Consider the following 15,405-nt stretch of genomic DNA (forward strand, 5'->3'; position numbering starts at 1 on the left):
CGTGTTCCTCACAGGCCTGCATGGGCGGCAATGGCGGCGGCGATGGCCAAGGCCAGCTCTTCGGGTTTGCGCTTGATCGAGTAATTGGTCAGTTCAGGGTGGCTTTCAACGAAGCTGGTGTTGAACTGGCCGCTGCGAAATTCCGGGTTACGCAGGATTTCCTGGTAATAGGCGGCGGTGGTCTTCACCCCTTGCAGACGCATGTCATCCAGCGCACGCAAGCCACGGTCCATCGCCTCCTCCCAGGTCAACGCCCAGACGATCAGCTTCAGGCACATCGAGTCGTAGAACGGCGGAATCGTGTAGCCGGTGTAAATCGCCGTGTCGGTCCGCACGCCAGGTCCGCCGGGCGCGTAGTAACGGGTGATCTTGCCGAAGCTGGGCAGAAAGTTGTTCTTCGGGTCCTCCGCGTTGATGCGGAACTGCAACGCGAAGCCGCGATGAATGATGTCTTCCTGCTTGACCGACAGCGGAAGCCCCGAGGCGATACGGATCTGTTCGCGAACGATGTCGATCCCGGTGATTTCTTCGGTAATCGTGTGCTCAACCTGCACGCGGGTGTTCATCTCCATGAAGTACACCTCGCCCTCGGCGAGCAGAAACTCCACGGTGCCGGCGTTCTCGTAGCCCACCGCCTTGGCTGCGCGCACCGACAGATCGCCGATATAGGCGCGCTGCTCCGGGGTCAGTTGCGGGCTTGGCGCGATTTCGATGAGCTTCTGGTTGCGGCGCTGAATCGAGCAGTCGCGCTCGAACAGGTGCACGACATTGCCAAAGCTGTCGCCAAGAATCTGCGCCTCGATGTGTTTGGGATTGACGATGCATTTTTCGAGGAAGACTTCCGCTTTGCCGAACGCCTTGGTCGCCTCGGAAATGACCCTGGGAAACGCCTGTTCGAGCTCATCGCGGCTGTTGCAGCGCCGAATACCGCGCCCACCGCCGCCAGAAGTGGCCTTGAGCATCACCGGGTAACCGATGCGATCCCCTTCGATCAACGCTTCGGCGACGTCCGCCACATTGCCTTCGGTGCCGGGTGTGACCGGTACGCCAGCCTTGATCATGCTGCGGCGCGCTTCGGTCTTGTCACCCATGCGGCGGATCACTTCCGCGGAGGGGCCGATGAACTTGATCCCGCGTTCGGCGCAGATTTCCGCCAGTTCGGCGTTTTCCGAAAGAAAACCATACCCTGGGTGCAGCGCATCACAGCCGGTTTCGACAGCCAGATTCACCAGCTTGCGCGGGTTGAGATAACCCTCCAGCGGTTCAGCGCCGATGCCGTAAGCCTCATCCGCGCGCTTTACATGGAGCGCGTGGCGGTCCGCGTCGGAATAGATCGCCACCGAACGGATGCCCATTTCTGCGCAGGCTCGCACGATCCGGACAGCAATTTCTCCGCGGTTGGCGATCAGGATTTTTGTTATCACTGGCATTTCCTCGACCGATGAGCAGACGGACCGGAAACCGGTCAGTTCGTAGCGACAACCGTTACCGAGTGTTACGCCGCTGCGATGAAGCCACCCTAAGACCAATCATCAATTAATAAAAATGAGTAAAAATTGGGTTAAACATAAGTAAAACCTTATAGTGCTTGTTCGAGATGACTCGGGAGAGTGTGAATCATGCGTAAGTCATTGATGCGTATGACATTGCGGCAATTGCGAATCTTTAATGAGGTCTGCGATTTGCGCTCCTACAGCCGTGCGGCAGAGGAAATGTCGCTGACGCAACCTGCCGTCAGCCTGCAGATTCGGCAACTGGAAGAACTGATCGGCCAGCCGCTTTTTGAATACGTCGGTAAAAAGCTCTACCTGACCGAGGCCGCTGAGGCGCTGCAGATGGCAAGCCGTGACATTTTTGGCCGGCTGGAAAACCTCGACATGCAGCTTTCAGACATGCAGGGCTCACTGCAGGGTCAACTGAAGCTTGCGATCGAGTCCAGTGCAAAGTACTTCGTTCCACACCTGTTCGCCGCTTTTAGGCGCCAGTATCCCGAAGTCATGCTCAACCTGACAGTTGTCAACCGAGCGCAGGTGATCCGTCGACTGTCCGATAACCGGGATGACCTGGTGGTGATGTCGATGGTCCCACAGGACATGAACCTGGAATTCCTGCCTTTTCTGAATAACCCGATCGTTGCGGTCGCAAGACCCGATCATCCGCTGGCACAGCTGGACAACCCTTCGTTGAAGAACCTGGAAGGTCATACGCTGGTTATCCGCGAATCGGGTTCGGGGACGCGAAAGGCGTGCGAGGAGTATTTCAAGGAGAAGCGCATCCACTTTGAACACTCGCTGGAGGTGTCCTCAGCCGAGGCGCAGCGTGAGTGTGTGGTGGCGGGATTGGGTATCGCGCTGCTGACCCGGCATGCGCTGAGCCTGGAACTGGCCACGGGCACGCTCAAAGAGTTGCCAGTGGCCGAGTTGCCTCTGTATCGGAGCTGGTGCGTGGTCCAGGCGCGAGAAAAGCGGTTGTCGCCGGTGGCTCACGCATTCCTTGCGTTCATTCGCACCGAGCGGGCGCAGATCAGCGAGCTGGTCGCGCGCTTTGATGGCCGCCTTCCGAAACGTTAGCGCTCTGCCAGAAATTGGCCGACGCGGCATCGAGGTAGTCTGAGAGCTCCTGATTCAAGCGGCGCTCTTCGGAGTAGGTTTCGATCGCACGCCGAAACGCCATGCGGCGTTGATCTTCCTGCTGACGGCGGGTTTTGGCGCTTGAGCTGCTGTGCTGCTGCGAGTCATCGTAGTGCCGAGGCATATCCTGTCTCCCATTGCGTGTGCGGGAGTACAGAGTGGCCCTGAGCCGTGACGATCAGGTGGCGCGTGGGTTACAAGTTGGTGAACGCTGAAGACCGGCCGATCGATGCATCGCCTGTGGAAACGAACTTGCTGGCGAAGATGCCTGGAAATTTACACCTTCGCCGCTCGCCTCTGCGCCTTCGCGAGCCAGCTCGTTCCCACAGAATCGATGCTGAACAGATCGCTCAATCCTCAGCGGATTTGATCGACTTCGGCGACAACCGCAGGCTGCGCAAGCTGCGCTTCACGCTTTTGAGATGGTTGACCAGACTCGGGCCGCGGGCCATGGCAACGCCCATCGCCAGTACGTCGATGACCACCAGATGGGCAATGCGCGAGGTCAGCGGGGTATAGATTTCTGTGTCCTCATGCACATCGATCGCCAGATTGACTGTCGACAATTCGGCCAGCGGTGTCTGACTCGGGCAGAGCGTAATCAAATTGGCGCCGCTCTCACGCACCAGATTGGCGGTGATCAGCAGATCCTTCGAGCGGCCCGACTGCGAGATACACACGGCGACGTCGGTTGGCTTGAGCGTCACTGCGGACATCGCCTGCATGTGCGGATCAGAGTAGGAAGCCGCCGTCAGCAACAATCGGAAGAACTTATGCTGAGCGTCGGCAGCGACTGCGCCCGATGCACCGAATCCGTAGAACTCCACGCGATGCGCTGCCGCCATCACCGTGACAGCAGCCTGCAACGCATGGGGATCGAGCTTTTCACGCACTTCCATCAGCGTGTGCAGCGTGGTGTCGAAAATCTTCAGGCTGTAGTCGGCAACCGAGTCATCTTCATGGATCGCAAACTGACCAAAACTCGCGCCTGCGGCCAGGCTCTGGGCCAGCTTGAGTTTCAGATCCTGAAAACCGGTGCAACCGATGGCGCGGCAAAACCGCACGATAGTGGGCTCGCTGATGCCGACGCTGTGGGCCAGATCGGCCATGGAGCTGTGCATCACGGCCGCCGGATCGAGCAGCACATGGTCTGCTACTTTCAGCTCCGACTTGCGTAAGAGATGGCGTGACTGGGCGATGTGCTGCAACAGATTCAAAGGACAGGACTCAATAGAAGGATGGGCCGGGCTGTAGCTTTTTTGTAGTTATACTACATGACCTGCAAACCGCACAGCTAAACGAGCTCGCCGTCGGCAAACCGATCACAGCTGAATGACAGGTCGCCTTGCAGTGTAGGACTTTTTACACGGGACTCCAGGCCTCGCCCACCCGATTACGCAACACCTCGCCCATCGCGTCGGCTTCGACAGGACGACTGATCAAATAACCTTGCACTTCATCGCAGCCATGGGATTTCAGGAAGTCCAGCTGTGTGCAGTCTTCTACGCCCTCTGCCACCACTTTGAGCTCAAGGCTATGCGCCATCGCGATGATCGCCCGGGTGATCGCTGCGTCCTCCGTGCCCTCGCTCAGGCCGCGAATGAATGACTGATCGATCTTCACGTAATCGACCGGGAAACGCTTGAGGTAACTCAGCGATGAATAGCCCGTGCCGAAGTCGTCGATCGCAAGTTTTACGCCCAGCTCACGCAGCTGTTGGAAGGTCGTGATGATGTGCTCGACGCTATCGAGCAACTGACTCTCGGTCAGCTCAAGCTCTAGGTATTCGGGCAGCAGCCCGGTTTCATCCAGCACCTGACGCACAAGGCTGACGAGCTTGCCCTGCCGCAACTGATGCACCGACAGATTGACCGACACCCGGATCGGCGCGATTCCGTCCCGCACCCACTCACACGCCTGGCGGCAAGCCTGACGCAACACGAACTCGCCGATATCGGCGATCAGTCCTGTTTCTTCCGCCAACCCGATGAATTCGCCGGGCGGCACCATACCGCGCGCAGGATGGCGCCAGCGCACCAGGGCCTCTGCTGAGTTCATTCGTCCGGAGACCAATTCCAGTTTGGGCTGATAGAACACCTCAAGCTGGCCGTCTTCAATCGCGCGGCGCAGTTGGATTTCCAGTTGCAAACGCTCGAGCGTGCGCGCCTGCAGACTTTCCGTATAGAACTGGACGTTGTTGCCGCCCAAGTGCTTGGCGTATTGCATGGCCATGTTCGCTTGACTGACCAAAGCCGCCAGGTCACGCGCCGAGTCAGGCAACAGCGCGATCCCGATCGACGCACTGATCACCAGATCATGTCCGGAAACCGTGATCGGCGAGCGCAATTTGCTGAGCAGTCGCGTGGTCAGCCGCGCCAGCGTGGTCAGATTTGCGTGACTGTCGAGGATTACCGCAAATTCATCAGCAGACAGCCGGGCGACGGTGTCGGCGCCGGCCAATTCCGCGCTCAAGCGCCGAGCGACCAAGCGCAGTAGCTGATCGGCGATGTCATGACCCAGGCTGTCATTGAGCAATTTGAAGCGATCAAGGTTGATGTGCAGCAGCGTCAGGTTCTTACCGCCCTGCCGCACGCGCTGGTTAGCCTCGCGCAGACGCTCGTTGAACAGCGCACGATTGGCCAACCCGGTGAGTTCGTCGTAATGAGTGAGGAATCGCGTGCGCTCTTCGTACTGTCGCGCCAGCTCGCGATTCAGCTCATCACTTTTCGCCTGCGCCTGTTGCAGGTGCTCGATCAGCGCAAGGTTTTGAAAACGGCGGATGAGGCCGCGCTGAATCAGCCTGTTGACCTGAATGGCCACGACGATGAGCGCCAGCAGAAGGATCAGGCCCAGCCAGCCCCAACCCCGCATCGGCACCTCTGCGCCCCAGAACAGATAGATGATCGGAGGCAGCAGACAAGGCACGGCGAAGGTCAGAAACGCCGGGATGCTCACGGCGTACGCCACACTGGCTGACAGTGTCGCCGCACCGATCAGGCCGAACACCCACGCTTGCTGAATAAAGTTTTCCACAGGCACCAGCGCCAGCGCCGCACTCGACAGCGTGAGCCCGCTGACGCAGGCGCCGGCCAGAAACATGCGCGTCCAGACCGGATGCGCCTGGCGCTGCGGCGAAGCCGCGCGAAACGCCGCCACCTGCAGCACCCGCAGACAGACCAGCGCCGACAGCCAGCCGAGCCAGACGCTGACCAGCACGTAGCGTTCCGGGCTCCAGAGCAGCCAGGCGCACAGCAGACCATTGATGAACATGAACAGAGTCGGCAGCAGCGACCCTTGATATAGAAGGCGTGTGCGCTCGACTGCAAGCTGGGTAGCGAACTGGCTGCGGATGACACGTCGTGTCGCCACAGAGTCGGCCGGGGCTTCGGAGCTGGAGATCATGGCAGTTCTTATAGTTAGGGCCTTGAGCGTCAGCGGAGCATACACAAGCCACCCAACAGACCAAACAGTCAGAAAAATAAATTGTATGGACGGTCGGATCGCGCTTTTCATCGAACAACAGATCCGCAGTCTGACACCGCATTCTGTGCGAGTGACGGTCTGACTTTGCGACCGACCGGCGTAAGAGTTTGCCCACTCCACCCCGGCACCCTAGAATGCGCCGATGCGCGATGATCTCTCCCTTCTGCTTAATTCCCTCAACGATGCCCAACGTCAGGCCGTAGCCGCCTCGCTGGGTCGTCAGTTGGTCCTGGCCGGCGCTGGTTCCGGCAAAACCCGCGTGCTTGTGCATCGTATCGCCTGGCTGATCCAGGTCGAAAATGCCTCGCCGCACTCGATCCTGTCGGTGACATTCACCAACAAGGCCGCTGCCGAGATGCGCCACCGCATCGAGCAGTTAATGGGTATCAACCCGGCCGGAATGTGGGTCGGCACCTTCCACGGTCTGGCGCATCGCCTGTTGCGCGCGCACTGGCAGGAAGCGGGACTGAGTCAGAGCTTCCAGATCCTCGACAGCGATGATCAGCAACGTCTGGTCAAACGCGTGATCCGCGAGCTGGGTCTGGATGAACAGCGCTGGCCTGCGCGTCAGGCGCAGTGGTTCATCAACGGCCAGAAGGACGAAGGGCTTCGCCCGCAACACATTCAGGCCAGTGGCGACCTGTTCCTGGCAACCATGCGCAGCATTTACGAAGCCTATGAAGCGGCCTGCCAGCGCGCCGGCGTCATTGACTTCTCCGAACTGCTGCTGCGCGCTCTCGACTTGTGGCGGGACCATCCAGGCCTGCTTCAACACTATCAGCGGCGTTTCCGCCATGTGCTGGTGGACGAATTCCAGGACACCAACGCCGTGCAGTACGCCTGGCTGCGTCTGCTGGCCAAGGGCGGCGACAGCCTGATGGTGGTGGGCGATGACGATCAGTCGATTTACGGCTGGCGCGGCGCCAAGATCGAGAACATTCATCAGTATTCCGATGACTTCCCGGACACCGAGGTCATCCGTCTTGAGCAGAACTACCGCTCCACGGCGAGCATTCTCAAAGCGGCCAACGGCCTGATCGTCAATAACAGCGGCCGTTTGGGCAAAGAGCTGTGGACCGATGTCGGCGACGGCGAGTTGATCAGCCTGTACGCGGCCTTCAACGAGCACGACGAAGCGCGTTATGTGGTTGAAACCATCGAAAGCGCCATCAAGACAGGCCTGTCGCGCAGCGATATCGCGATTCTCTATCGGTCCAACGCCCAGTCGCGGGTTCTGGAAGAGGCCTTGCTGCGTGAGCGGATTCCGTACCGCATCTATGGCGGTCAGCGATTCTTCGAACGCGCCGAAATCAAGAACGCCATGGCTTATCTGCGCCTGCTCGACGGTCGCGGCAACGATTCCGCGCTTGAGCGGGTCATCAATGTGCCACCCCGTGGTATCGGCGAGAAGACCGTCGAGGCAATACGCGAGCATGCCCGCCACGCCGATGTCTCGATGTGGGAAGCCATGCGTCAGCTGGTTGCAAACAAAGGTCTCACCGGACGTGCTGCCAGTGCGCTGGGCGCGTTCATCGAGCTGATCGAAAACCTTTCTGCCAAAGTCATGGAGATGCCGCTGCACTTGATGACTCAGACCGTCATCGAGCAATCCGGGTTGATCACGTATCACCAGGAAGAAAAGGGTGAGAAAGGCCAGGCACGGGTGGAAAACCTTGAAGAACTGGTCAGCGCCGCCCGCGCCTTCGAGAACAGCGAAGAAGAGGAAGACCTGACGCCATTGGCCGCGTTCCTCGGCCACGCGTCGCTTGAAGCAGGCGACACGCAGGCGGACGAGCACGAAGACAGCATTCAGCTGATGACGCTGCACAGCGCCAAAGGTCTTGAGTTCCCCTACGTGTTCCTCGTAGGCATGGAAGAAGGCCTTTTCCCGCACAAGATGAGCCTGGAAGAACCGGGTCGTCTTGAGGAAGAGCGACGCCTGGCGTACGTCGGCATTACACGCGCGATGCAGCATCTGGTCCTGACCTACGCCGAAACCCGGCGCCTGTACGGCAGCGAGACCTACAACAAGGTTTCACGATTCGTACGTGAGGTCCCACCGAATCTGATTCAGGAAGTGCGTCTCTCCAACAGCGTGACGCGTCCTTTCGGTGGCTCCAAAACGATGGCGCCAAGCCGCTTGTTCGACGGTGAAGGTATCCCGCAAAGCCAGTTTTCGCTGGGCCAGCGCGTGCAACATGCGGTCTTTGGCGAGGGCGTGATCCTCAATTTCGAGGGCTCAGGTGCACAGGCTCGGGTTCAGGTGAATTTTGCCGAAGGCAGCAAATGGCTGATGCTGGGCTACGCAAAGTTGGAACCCGTCTGATCCTGCCCAGTATGTTGCAGGTGTGAGCTGACTGTCTTACCGCCCCTGTCGATCACCGTCGCAACACCTGACGCCTTCCCGGCTAAAGCCGGTCCTACGAAAGCTCCCAGCGTTTGTAGGACCGGCTTCAGCCGGGAAGAAAAGCTTTCAGCGTCTGGAGGGCCGGATTCAGCCGGACAGGGAAAGCTCGCGGCGTCTGTAGGATTAGCTTTTAGCCGGGAAGAGGCCGCGCATACGGTGGAGAACCAATGGCCTTAAACCCCTGCGCTCTTGCATTCCTACATCGGGCCCCCATCTTTCCTACAGAACTTTCTCCATCGCCCCACAACCCAAGTAGTACGGGCGCTGTTGAGATCCACGCAAAAGCCAGAAACATATGGCTGCTGGTCAGACACATTTGTCCTGTGCAACATGGCGCGCGTGCAATCCACAAACGGGAATTCCCAATATGCAACGTTTTCTAAGCATCGCTTTGGCGCTGGTCATCGGTCTCACCATGAGCCTGGATGCCAACGCCGCGCGTTTCGGTGGTGGCAAGAGCATGGGCTCGGCGCCAAGTCACCAGGCGCGCCAGACAGCTCCTTCTGCTCCTGCCGCTGCACCTAATGCCGCCGGTCGTCCTGCGCCTGCTGCAGGCGGTGCTTCCAAGTGGCTGGGCCCACTGGCCGGTATCGCCGCCGGTGGCCTGCTGGCCTCCATGTTCATGGGCGGTGGTTTCCAGGGCATGCAATTCTTCGACATCCTGATCATGGCGGTCATCGCATTCGTGATCTTCCGCTTCATCGCGGCACGTCGACGCAAGCAACAGCCGCACATGGCACCCGCTGGCGCGCCTTACCAGCGTGAAACGTTCGAGCAGCCGGCTCAGAACACTTCGATCTTCGGTGGTGCTGCGCCTGCTGCGGCAGCTCGCCCTGTGATCAATGCGCCAGCCTGGTTCAACGAAGAACGCTTCCTTGAAGCCGCTCGCACGCACTTCCAGTCGCTGCAGCAGCACTGGGATGCTAACGAGATGGACAAGATCGCCGAGTTCGTGACCCCGCAGATGCTGCAATTCCTGAAAAAGGAACGTGCGGATCTGGGCGACGGCTTCCAGTCGACCTACATCGACAACCTGACCGTGCAGCTGGACGGCCTGGATGATCGCGCCGACAAGACCATCGCGACCCTGACGTTCTCGGGTGTCTCCAAAACGTCCCGCTTCGACCAGGGCGAAGTGTTCAGCGAGAGCTGGAACATGGAACGCGCACCGGGCGAAAACCAGCCTTGGCTGGTTGCCGGTATCCGCCAGAACGGCTGAAACGCTTTGCGGCATGGTTAATCCAGAACCCCGACACTGTTCGGGGTTTTGTTTTTCTGAGCCCGCGGTTAATTTGGCGATGCCTTTGAGCTACTGTATAACCCGCGTAAATCGTTAGAGGATCCACGTCGTGGAAGAAGTCATCGAACAACTCCGTGAAGCCAATGAGCCAGTTCCCGTCCCGCTGGAGCTGCCGGACGAAGATCAGCTCGTCGAAATCGAAGAGCAGCTGTTCATCAACATCCCCTTTGTCTTCAAAGAATTTCTGCTGACCGTCAGCGACGTGGTGTACGGCAGCCTGGAGCCGGTGACCGTCACCGACCCGCAATCGCACACCTATCTGCCGGATGTGGCGGCGAACGCCTGGGACATCGGCGTTCCGCGCGAGCTGATCCCGATCTGTCAGGACGGTGAAGATTACTATTGCGTCGAGGAGGACGGCACGGTCGTGCTGTGGTCGGGCGAGGAAGAAATCGTCACCGAAGAGAGCTGGGAATCGGTCTGGCACTGGGCGCGAGACGTCTGGCTCGAAAGCTGAAACCGTCCCGCAGCAGCTAAGCCTTCGGAGCTTAACGCTCTGAAGGCTCCTGATGATTACCCAGTGTTTCCAGCAGCGCGATCTGCATGCGCGTATGCACCCGGATGAACCAGCGCCACAACACGGCCGCCACCACCCCCGCCACCGCGACGATCAACAGCAGCCACTCACTGGTGGGCAGCATGCTCGCCGACAGCAAAGCGATCAGCAGGAAGATCACCAGCAACGACACCAATGGGATGACCTCCGCAATCACACGCCTGACCCGCGCGGTATGCCGCCCGGCCATTTCGGGCTTCACGCCCATCTCCGCCAGCAGCATCGACAGCGCCTTGAGCTTGCGATACGCCGCGATCAGAAACGGCAACGACAGCAACAACGACGCACCCCAGATCCAGGCTTTCTGCTGTCCGACTTCGGTGACCCACTCGCTGAAATACTCGCCGATGCGCTCGGCGAAAAATGCCCCGCAGAAGAAGATCGCCACGACAAGTGCCAGATTCACGCCGACTTGCAGCAGGATTTTACGGATCATCGAAGCCAGCAGCGCGCCCTCGCCCTGTGGCTGGATGCTGCGCAGCCACTCTCCGTACATGCCGAAAACCCGGGCGACTCTCGTCGGCACGATACTGCCCAGTTTGTGGGAAAGCGGATCAGCGGACCGGATCAGATAAGGCGTGAGCAAGGTTGTGATCGCCGATACTGCAACCGCCACCGGATACAGGAAATCGCTGGTGACCTGAAGTGTCATTCCCAGGGCCGCGATGATGAACGAGAACTCGCCGATCTGTGACAGCCCCATTCCCACGCGCAGTGAAGTTTTGCCGTCGTTACCGGCGATAAATGCGCCGAGCCCGCAGGACAGCATCTTGCCCAACACCACCGCCACCGTGATGACTGCGATCGGCCAGGCGTAATCGAGCAGGATCTGCGGATCGATCAGCAAACCGATGGCAACGAAGAAGATCGCGCTGAACATGTCCCGAATCGGCTCGACCAAATGCTCGATTTTTGCCAGTTGTCTGGATTCGGCCATGATGGCGCCGATCAGGAACGCCCCGAGCACCATGCTGTATTCAAGCTTGACCACGAGCAGGCAGAAACCGAAACACAGTCCCAGCACCGTGACCAATAGCATTTCGTTGCTGTCGAACTTCGCCACATACGCCAAGAGTCGCGGCACCACCAGAATGCCGATGACCAGCGCCACAATCATGAACAGCGAGAGCTTGCCGACGGTGGAGAACACCTCGCCCGAGCTGACCGTACCGCTGACCGCGATGCCTGACAGCAACGCAATGATGCCGATACCCAGAATGTCCTCGACGATCAGCACACCAAAGATCAGCTGTGCGAAACGCTGGTTCTTCATCTTCAGATCATTGAGTGCCTTGACGATGATCGTGGTCGAGGAAATGGCGAGGATCGCACCCAGAAACAGTGAATCCATGGTGTTCCACGCGAAAAACTGGCCGATTTCATAGCCGATCCAGATCATCAGCATGATTTCGAGGAAAGCGGCAATGAAGGCCGTCGCACCGACCTTGAACAGCTTGCGCAGACTGAACTCCAGTCCGAGACAGAACATCAGGAAAATCACACCGAGTTCGGCAAGGGTCTTGATGGTGTCTTCATCATGAATCAGGCCGAACGGCGGGGTATGCGGCCCAATGATGAAGCCGGCGACGATGTAACCGAGTACAACGGGCTGCTTGAGCCGATGAAAGACGACTGTCACCACGCCTGCGACCAGCATGATGACTGCCAGATCCTGAATGAAACTGATGGCATGCATGGGCGCGGGCTCCTTGTGACGACAGCGAAAATGCGCGCTTCTGCCTGAAAGATCGATGATGGCTGTACGAAATATCATCAGCGAAGCCAGAAATTTCCGGAAGAAGCGCAGGAATTACCCAATCCAAGGGTTTTCGCAGGTTAACACCGCACAAAAGCGGATAAAGCCGGTGCAATATATGGAAACAGATAGGCGAGTGCGTGACGGCGAACCCGCTGCCGGCGTCCCGATATCGTCGGTTTTAAAGCCGATCTGCATCCGAGCACCTACACAAGGTGCCAAATTGACTCAAATGACCGTGAGCATGCTATGGAACCCGGAAACGCCCAGCTGTCGATGACTGTATTGATGACCCCGGACATGGCCAACTTCTCTGGCAACGTGCACGGCGGCACACTCTTGAAGTACCTGGACGAGGTTGCGTACGCATGCGCGAGCCGATACGCCGGTCGCTACGTCGTTACCCTGTCCGTGGATCAGGTGATTTTTCGTGAGCCGATCCATGTAGGTGAGCTGGTGACCTTCCTGGCCTCGGTGAACTACACCGGCAACACATCCATGGAAGTGGGCATCAAGGTTGTGACCGAGAACATCCGCGAGCGCTCTGTTCGTCACACCAACAGCTGCTTCTTCACGATGGTTGCCGTGGACGACCAACGCAAACCGGCCAGCGTGCCGCCCCTGACTCCCGCCACGAGCGAAGACAAGCGTCGCTATGTCCAGGCGCAGCAGCGTCGTCAGATTCGTCAAGAACTGGAAAAGCGGTATCGCGAAATCAGAGAAGACGGCGTTTGATCGTCAGACTTAAGTCCAAAGCGAGCTCGCTGTAAGAACGCGGCGTGCCCGGTGATCTGCCGGGCAGCCGTAGCGGAACGTTGTGTGCTCAGTCGAGCGTGCCGCAGGTGCCCCGTCGATCGCTGGACACGCCACGTTTTTGCACACTCAGTTACAGGCGAGTCGCCTCAAACTTCACTCGCGGATGCGCGATACGATCCTGCGCCCTGATCAGCTCAAGCTCGTAACTGCCGCACGCCTGGGTTTCCAGCAGCACCTCATGCACTGCAGACGCGGTGTACTCGAAGGCAGTGCGCAGGTCGTCTCCCAACAGCACCCTGGACAGAAACAGCCCTGACGTCAGATCGCCCACGCCCACCGGCTGGCGTGGAAACGCAAGCAGCGGACGGCGCAGATGCCAGCTCTCGTGCTGCGTGACCAAAAGCATCTCGAAACCATCGGCAGGTTTGCCAGGGTAATCCAGATGTTTCACCACGATCGCCCTCGGGCCTCTGGCCAGCAACGCACGCGCCATGCTCAGGCAGTCGAGCAGGGAGCTCGGCTTGCGACCTGAAAAACTGTCCAGTTCCAACTGGTTGGGGCAGAGAAAATCGGCGACCGCAGCGGCCTCGTCGAGCAGAAAATCGCTGACCTCCTGCGGCACGATGCAGCCTTTCTCCGGGTGTCCCATGACGGGATCGCACAAGTACAGCGCGCGAGGATTGGCGCGCTTGATCTGGGCAACGGCGTCGAGAATAGCCCGTCCCTGCGCCGCGCTGCCCAGGTAACCGGAGAGCACGGCGTCGCAGTTGCCCAACTCACCGATCGCGGCAATGCCTTCGACCAGCGCAGGAATCTGCTGCGGCGCCAACACTTCGCCTGCCCAATGACCATACTGAGTGTGGTTGGAGAACTGAACGGTATTCAGCGGCCAGACATTGATGCCGATACGCTGCATAGGGAACACCGCAGCGCTGTTGCCGGCGTGGCCAAACACTACGTGGGACTGGATGGCGAGAAGATGAGGCGAGCGTTTCATGACAGGTTCCTGAGGCCGGGAAAGCACAGTAGTAGCGATGCCGGACGAAGTGAAGCGAAATTAAGCTTTCGGAGTATGGCTGTCGATCACCCGACGCAGTTAAGCTGAACACCTTCTGTTGGAGCTCTCTTGCATGCTGACCCTGGGCAACATTTTCGTCCTGATGCTGCTGGCCACCGCCGGCGCTTGGCTGTGGCATTCCCACGGTCTGCGTGAGCGTGCACTTGAACGCGTCAAACAACATTGTGCCAAGCTGGACATCGAGTTACTGGACGGCAACGTCGCGCTGCGGCGTATCACGTTCAAACGTGACAACGACGGCCGCAAGCGTCTGGCGCGGGTGTATAACTTTGAGTTCACGGTAACCGGCGAACAGCGTCATCCGGGCTCGATCACGATGTTCGGCGCACACACGGCGCAGATCGAACTGGCGCCCTACCCCTTCGAGATCAAGAATCCGAAGCCGACGGCCGAGATCATCCAGCTCAGTGAGTGGCGCCAGGAACACAACAAATGGAAGCAATAACGCGCTGTGGATAAGCCGCGCTAGGCCAGACAGGCCGCGAGCTGCGCGGTAAGTTGCGCAGCATCGTGAGGTTCGCTGCAGATGAGTTCAAGACGCGAATCCTTGCGCCACTCAGTCGTACGCCAGGCCCATTCCTCCCCTTCCAGCGCATTCCTTGACCGCCAGCCCGACGTACTGTGAATCACCAGCTTGGCGCGGCGCCATTGAAGGCCTTGCAGCCAGGTTTCGACCTTTGCTGCGTCGAACACCCTGTCCGGATGCCAGCGCCAGCCGATGCTCCAGCCCTCGGCCTGATGCTGACTCAAGCAGATCGGCTGCATCGGATCGGACCAGTCCGCAGGCAGTTGCGCCAAGGTTTTCGGTGCGACGAAGTTATCCACACCCTCATTGGCCCGCGAGTTGATGCCTGGCAGTCGTTCAAGGGGCAGCAACGCCTGCTCGGTCCAGTGCAGCTGTCGAGACGGTAAGGCGTCGATGATCGTCTTGCGCTGAACAGGCGCGAGTCCCGCCGACTTATTCAGCACGAGCAACCCTGCGTCGCTCAGCGCCTCCTGCTGGGATCGTGGCAATGGCTTGCCGCTCGCCAGCGCCTGAGCGTCCAGCACCACTACGCTGGGCTGAATTGCCAGCACGCCGACCCACGGCGCTTCCCGCAGCTGCGCCATCAGTTGAACCGGATGGCCCAGCCCGGAAGGCTCGATGAACAGACGATCCGGCCGGGCTTTGCGCAAAAGGCGACCCAAGCCGATCTGGAAGGGTGCGCCATTGACGCAACACAGACACCCGCCAGCCACTTCGCCAAGTGCGATACCATCCTGCGCGGTGGTCAACAGCGCAGCGTCGAGCCCGATCTGGCCGAATTCATTGATGAGGATTGCCCAGCGCTCGCCAGCAGGCTTTTGCGCCAGCAGTTGTCTGATCAGACTGGTCTTGCCTGCACCCAAAGGGCCAGCAATGACATGTGTGGGAATGTTCTGCAGCATGTCCGGCCATT

13 protein-coding genes are annotated in these 15,405 nt (G+C 59.2%); 6 read left to right on the forward strand and 7 right to left on the reverse strand.

The features are described 5' to 3' along the window. Positions 1-8: 8 nt before the first annotated feature. Positions 9-1,424, reverse strand: coding sequence for an acetyl-CoA carboxylase biotin carboxylase subunit (locus BMZ10_RS20305; RefSeq protein ID WP_093466386.1), 1,416 nt, complete (start codon positions 1,422-1,424; stop codon positions 9-11). A gap of 195 nt (positions 1,425-1,619) precedes the next feature. On the opposite strand from BMZ10_RS20305, the gene BMZ10_RS20310 reads away from it, so the two are divergent. Then, positions 1,620-2,570 carry a LysR family transcriptional regulator gene (locus BMZ10_RS20310; RefSeq protein ID WP_093466389.1) on the forward strand — a complete coding sequence of 317 codons (951 nt, stop codon included), beginning with the start codon at positions 1,620-1,622 and terminating at the stop codon, positions 2,568-2,570. Here the strand turns inward: BMZ10_RS20310 and BMZ10_RS20315 are convergent. The 3 genes from BMZ10_RS20315 to BMZ10_RS20325 all read right to left on the reverse strand — a co-directional run bounded on the left by BMZ10_RS20315 (position 2,524) and on the right by BMZ10_RS20325 (position 6,032). Beyond that, entirely contained in the window at positions 2,524-2,754 is a 231-nt protein-coding gene (locus BMZ10_RS20315) for a PA3496 family putative envelope integrity protein (protein ID WP_093466393.1), read from the reverse strand. The genes BMZ10_RS20310 and BMZ10_RS20315 overlap by 47 nt on opposite strands. Before the next feature lie 226 nt (positions 2,755-2,980). Continuing rightward, positions 2,981-3,847, reverse strand: coding sequence for a transcriptional regulator HexR (gene hexR / locus BMZ10_RS20320; protein WP_074754821.1), 867 nt, complete (start codon positions 3,845-3,847; stop codon positions 2,981-2,983). Between the two features lie 145 nt (positions 3,848-3,992). Further along, positions 3,993-6,032 carry a putative bifunctional diguanylate cyclase/phosphodiesterase gene (locus BMZ10_RS20325; protein WP_093466396.1) on the reverse strand — a complete coding sequence of 680 codons (2,040 nt, stop codon included), beginning with the start codon at positions 6,030-6,032 and terminating at the stop codon, positions 3,993-3,995. A gap of 223 nt (positions 6,033-6,255) precedes the next feature. Between BMZ10_RS20325 and uvrD the strand changes: the two genes are divergently transcribed. The 3 genes from uvrD to BMZ10_RS20340 all read left to right on the forward strand — a co-directional run bounded on the left by uvrD (position 6,256) and on the right by BMZ10_RS20340 (position 10,277). After that, positions 6,256-8,439 carry a DNA helicase II gene (gene uvrD / locus BMZ10_RS20330; RefSeq protein ID WP_093466398.1) on the forward strand — a complete coding sequence of 728 codons (2,184 nt, stop codon included), beginning with the start codon at positions 6,256-6,258 and terminating at the stop codon, positions 8,437-8,439. A gap of 448 nt (positions 8,440-8,887) precedes the next feature. Next, complete coding sequence (locus tag BMZ10_RS20335; RefSeq protein WP_093466400.1) at positions 8,888-9,739, forward strand: Tim44 domain-containing protein; 852 nt, start codon at positions 8,888-8,890, stop codon at positions 9,737-9,739. A gap of 130 nt (positions 9,740-9,869) precedes the next feature. Beyond that, positions 9,870-10,277, forward strand: a complete 408-nt coding sequence (locus tag BMZ10_RS20340; protein WP_093466402.1) for an SMI1/KNR4 family protein — start codon at positions 9,870-9,872, stop codon at positions 10,275-10,277. Between the two features lie 31 nt (positions 10,278-10,308). Here BMZ10_RS20340 and BMZ10_RS20345 read toward each other — a convergent pair whose 3' ends face one another. Continuing rightward, positions 10,309-12,072, reverse strand: a complete 1,764-nt coding sequence (locus tag BMZ10_RS20345) for a cation:proton antiporter (protein ID WP_093466404.1) — start codon at positions 12,070-12,072, stop codon at positions 10,309-10,311. A gap of 309 nt (positions 12,073-12,381) precedes the next feature. On the opposite strand from BMZ10_RS20345, the gene BMZ10_RS20350 reads away from it, so the two are divergent. Further along, the gene (locus BMZ10_RS20350; RefSeq protein ID WP_093466406.1) at positions 12,382-12,867 is read left to right on the forward strand and encodes an acyl-CoA thioesterase; all 486 of its coding nucleotides are present in this window, start codon (positions 12,382-12,384) and stop codon (positions 12,865-12,867) included. A 151-nt stretch (positions 12,868-13,018) separates the two neighbouring features. Here the strand turns inward: BMZ10_RS20350 and pdxY are convergent, their stop codons facing one another. Further along, a complete protein-coding gene (pdxY, locus tag BMZ10_RS20355; RefSeq protein WP_093466409.1) occupies positions 13,019-13,885 on the reverse strand; it encodes a pyridoxal kinase PdxY in 867 nt (288 codons plus the stop codon). A gap of 133 nt (positions 13,886-14,018) precedes the next feature. On the opposite strand from pdxY, the gene BMZ10_RS20360 reads away from it, so the two are divergent. Further along, complete coding sequence (locus BMZ10_RS20360; protein WP_093466412.1) at positions 14,019-14,411, forward strand: DUF3301 domain-containing protein; 393 nt, start codon at positions 14,019-14,021, stop codon at positions 14,409-14,411. A 20-nt stretch (positions 14,412-14,431) separates the two neighbouring features. On the opposite strand, the gene BMZ10_RS20365 is transcribed toward BMZ10_RS20360, so the two are convergent. After that, on the reverse strand, positions 14,432-15,394 hold the full coding sequence (locus BMZ10_RS20365; protein ID WP_093466415.1) for a CobW family GTP-binding protein: 963 nt from the start codon (positions 15,392-15,394) through the stop codon (positions 14,432-14,434). Positions 15,395-15,405: the final 11 nt, after the last annotated feature.

Origin of the sequence: Pseudomonas sp. NFR16 (assembly GCF_900108875.1) — a bacterium.
Taxonomy (GTDB): domain Bacteria; phylum Pseudomonadota; class Gammaproteobacteria; order Pseudomonadales; family Pseudomonadaceae; genus Aquipseudomonas.

Coding starts and splice junctions, on each gene's coding strand:
- BMZ10_RS20335 (WP_093466400.1), top strand. CDS start 8,888: ATGCAACGTTTTCTAAGCATCGCTTTGGCGCTGGTCATCGGTCTCACC.
- BMZ10_RS20315 (WP_093466393.1), bottom strand. CDS start 2,754: ATGCCTCGGCACTACGATGACTCGCAGCAGCACAGCAGCTCAAGCGCC.
- BMZ10_RS20360 (WP_093466412.1), top strand. CDS start 14,019: ATGCTGACCCTGGGCAACATTTTCGTCCTGATGCTGCTGGCCACCGCC.
- BMZ10_RS20325 (WP_093466396.1), bottom strand. CDS start 6,032: ATGATCTCCAGCTCCGAAGCCCCGGCCGACTCTGTGGCGACACGACGT.
- BMZ10_RS20345 (WP_093466404.1), bottom strand. CDS start 12,072: ATGCATGCCATCAGTTTCATTCAGGATCTGGCAGTCATCATGCTGGTC.
- uvrD (WP_093466398.1), top strand. CDS start 6,256: ATGCGCGATGATCTCTCCCTTCTGCTTAATTCCCTCAACGATGCCCAA.
- pdxY (WP_093466409.1), bottom strand. CDS start 13,885: ATGAAACGCTCGCCTCATCTTCTCGCCATCCAGTCCCACGTAGTGTTT.
- BMZ10_RS20310 (WP_093466389.1), top strand. CDS start 1,620: ATGCGTAAGTCATTGATGCGTATGACATTGCGGCAATTGCGAATCTTT.
- BMZ10_RS20365 (WP_093466415.1), bottom strand. CDS start 15,394: ATGCTGCAGAACATTCCCACACATGTCATTGCTGGCCCTTTGGGTGCA.
- BMZ10_RS20350 (WP_093466406.1), top strand. CDS start 12,382: ATGGAACCCGGAAACGCCCAGCTGTCGATGACTGTATTGATGACCCCG.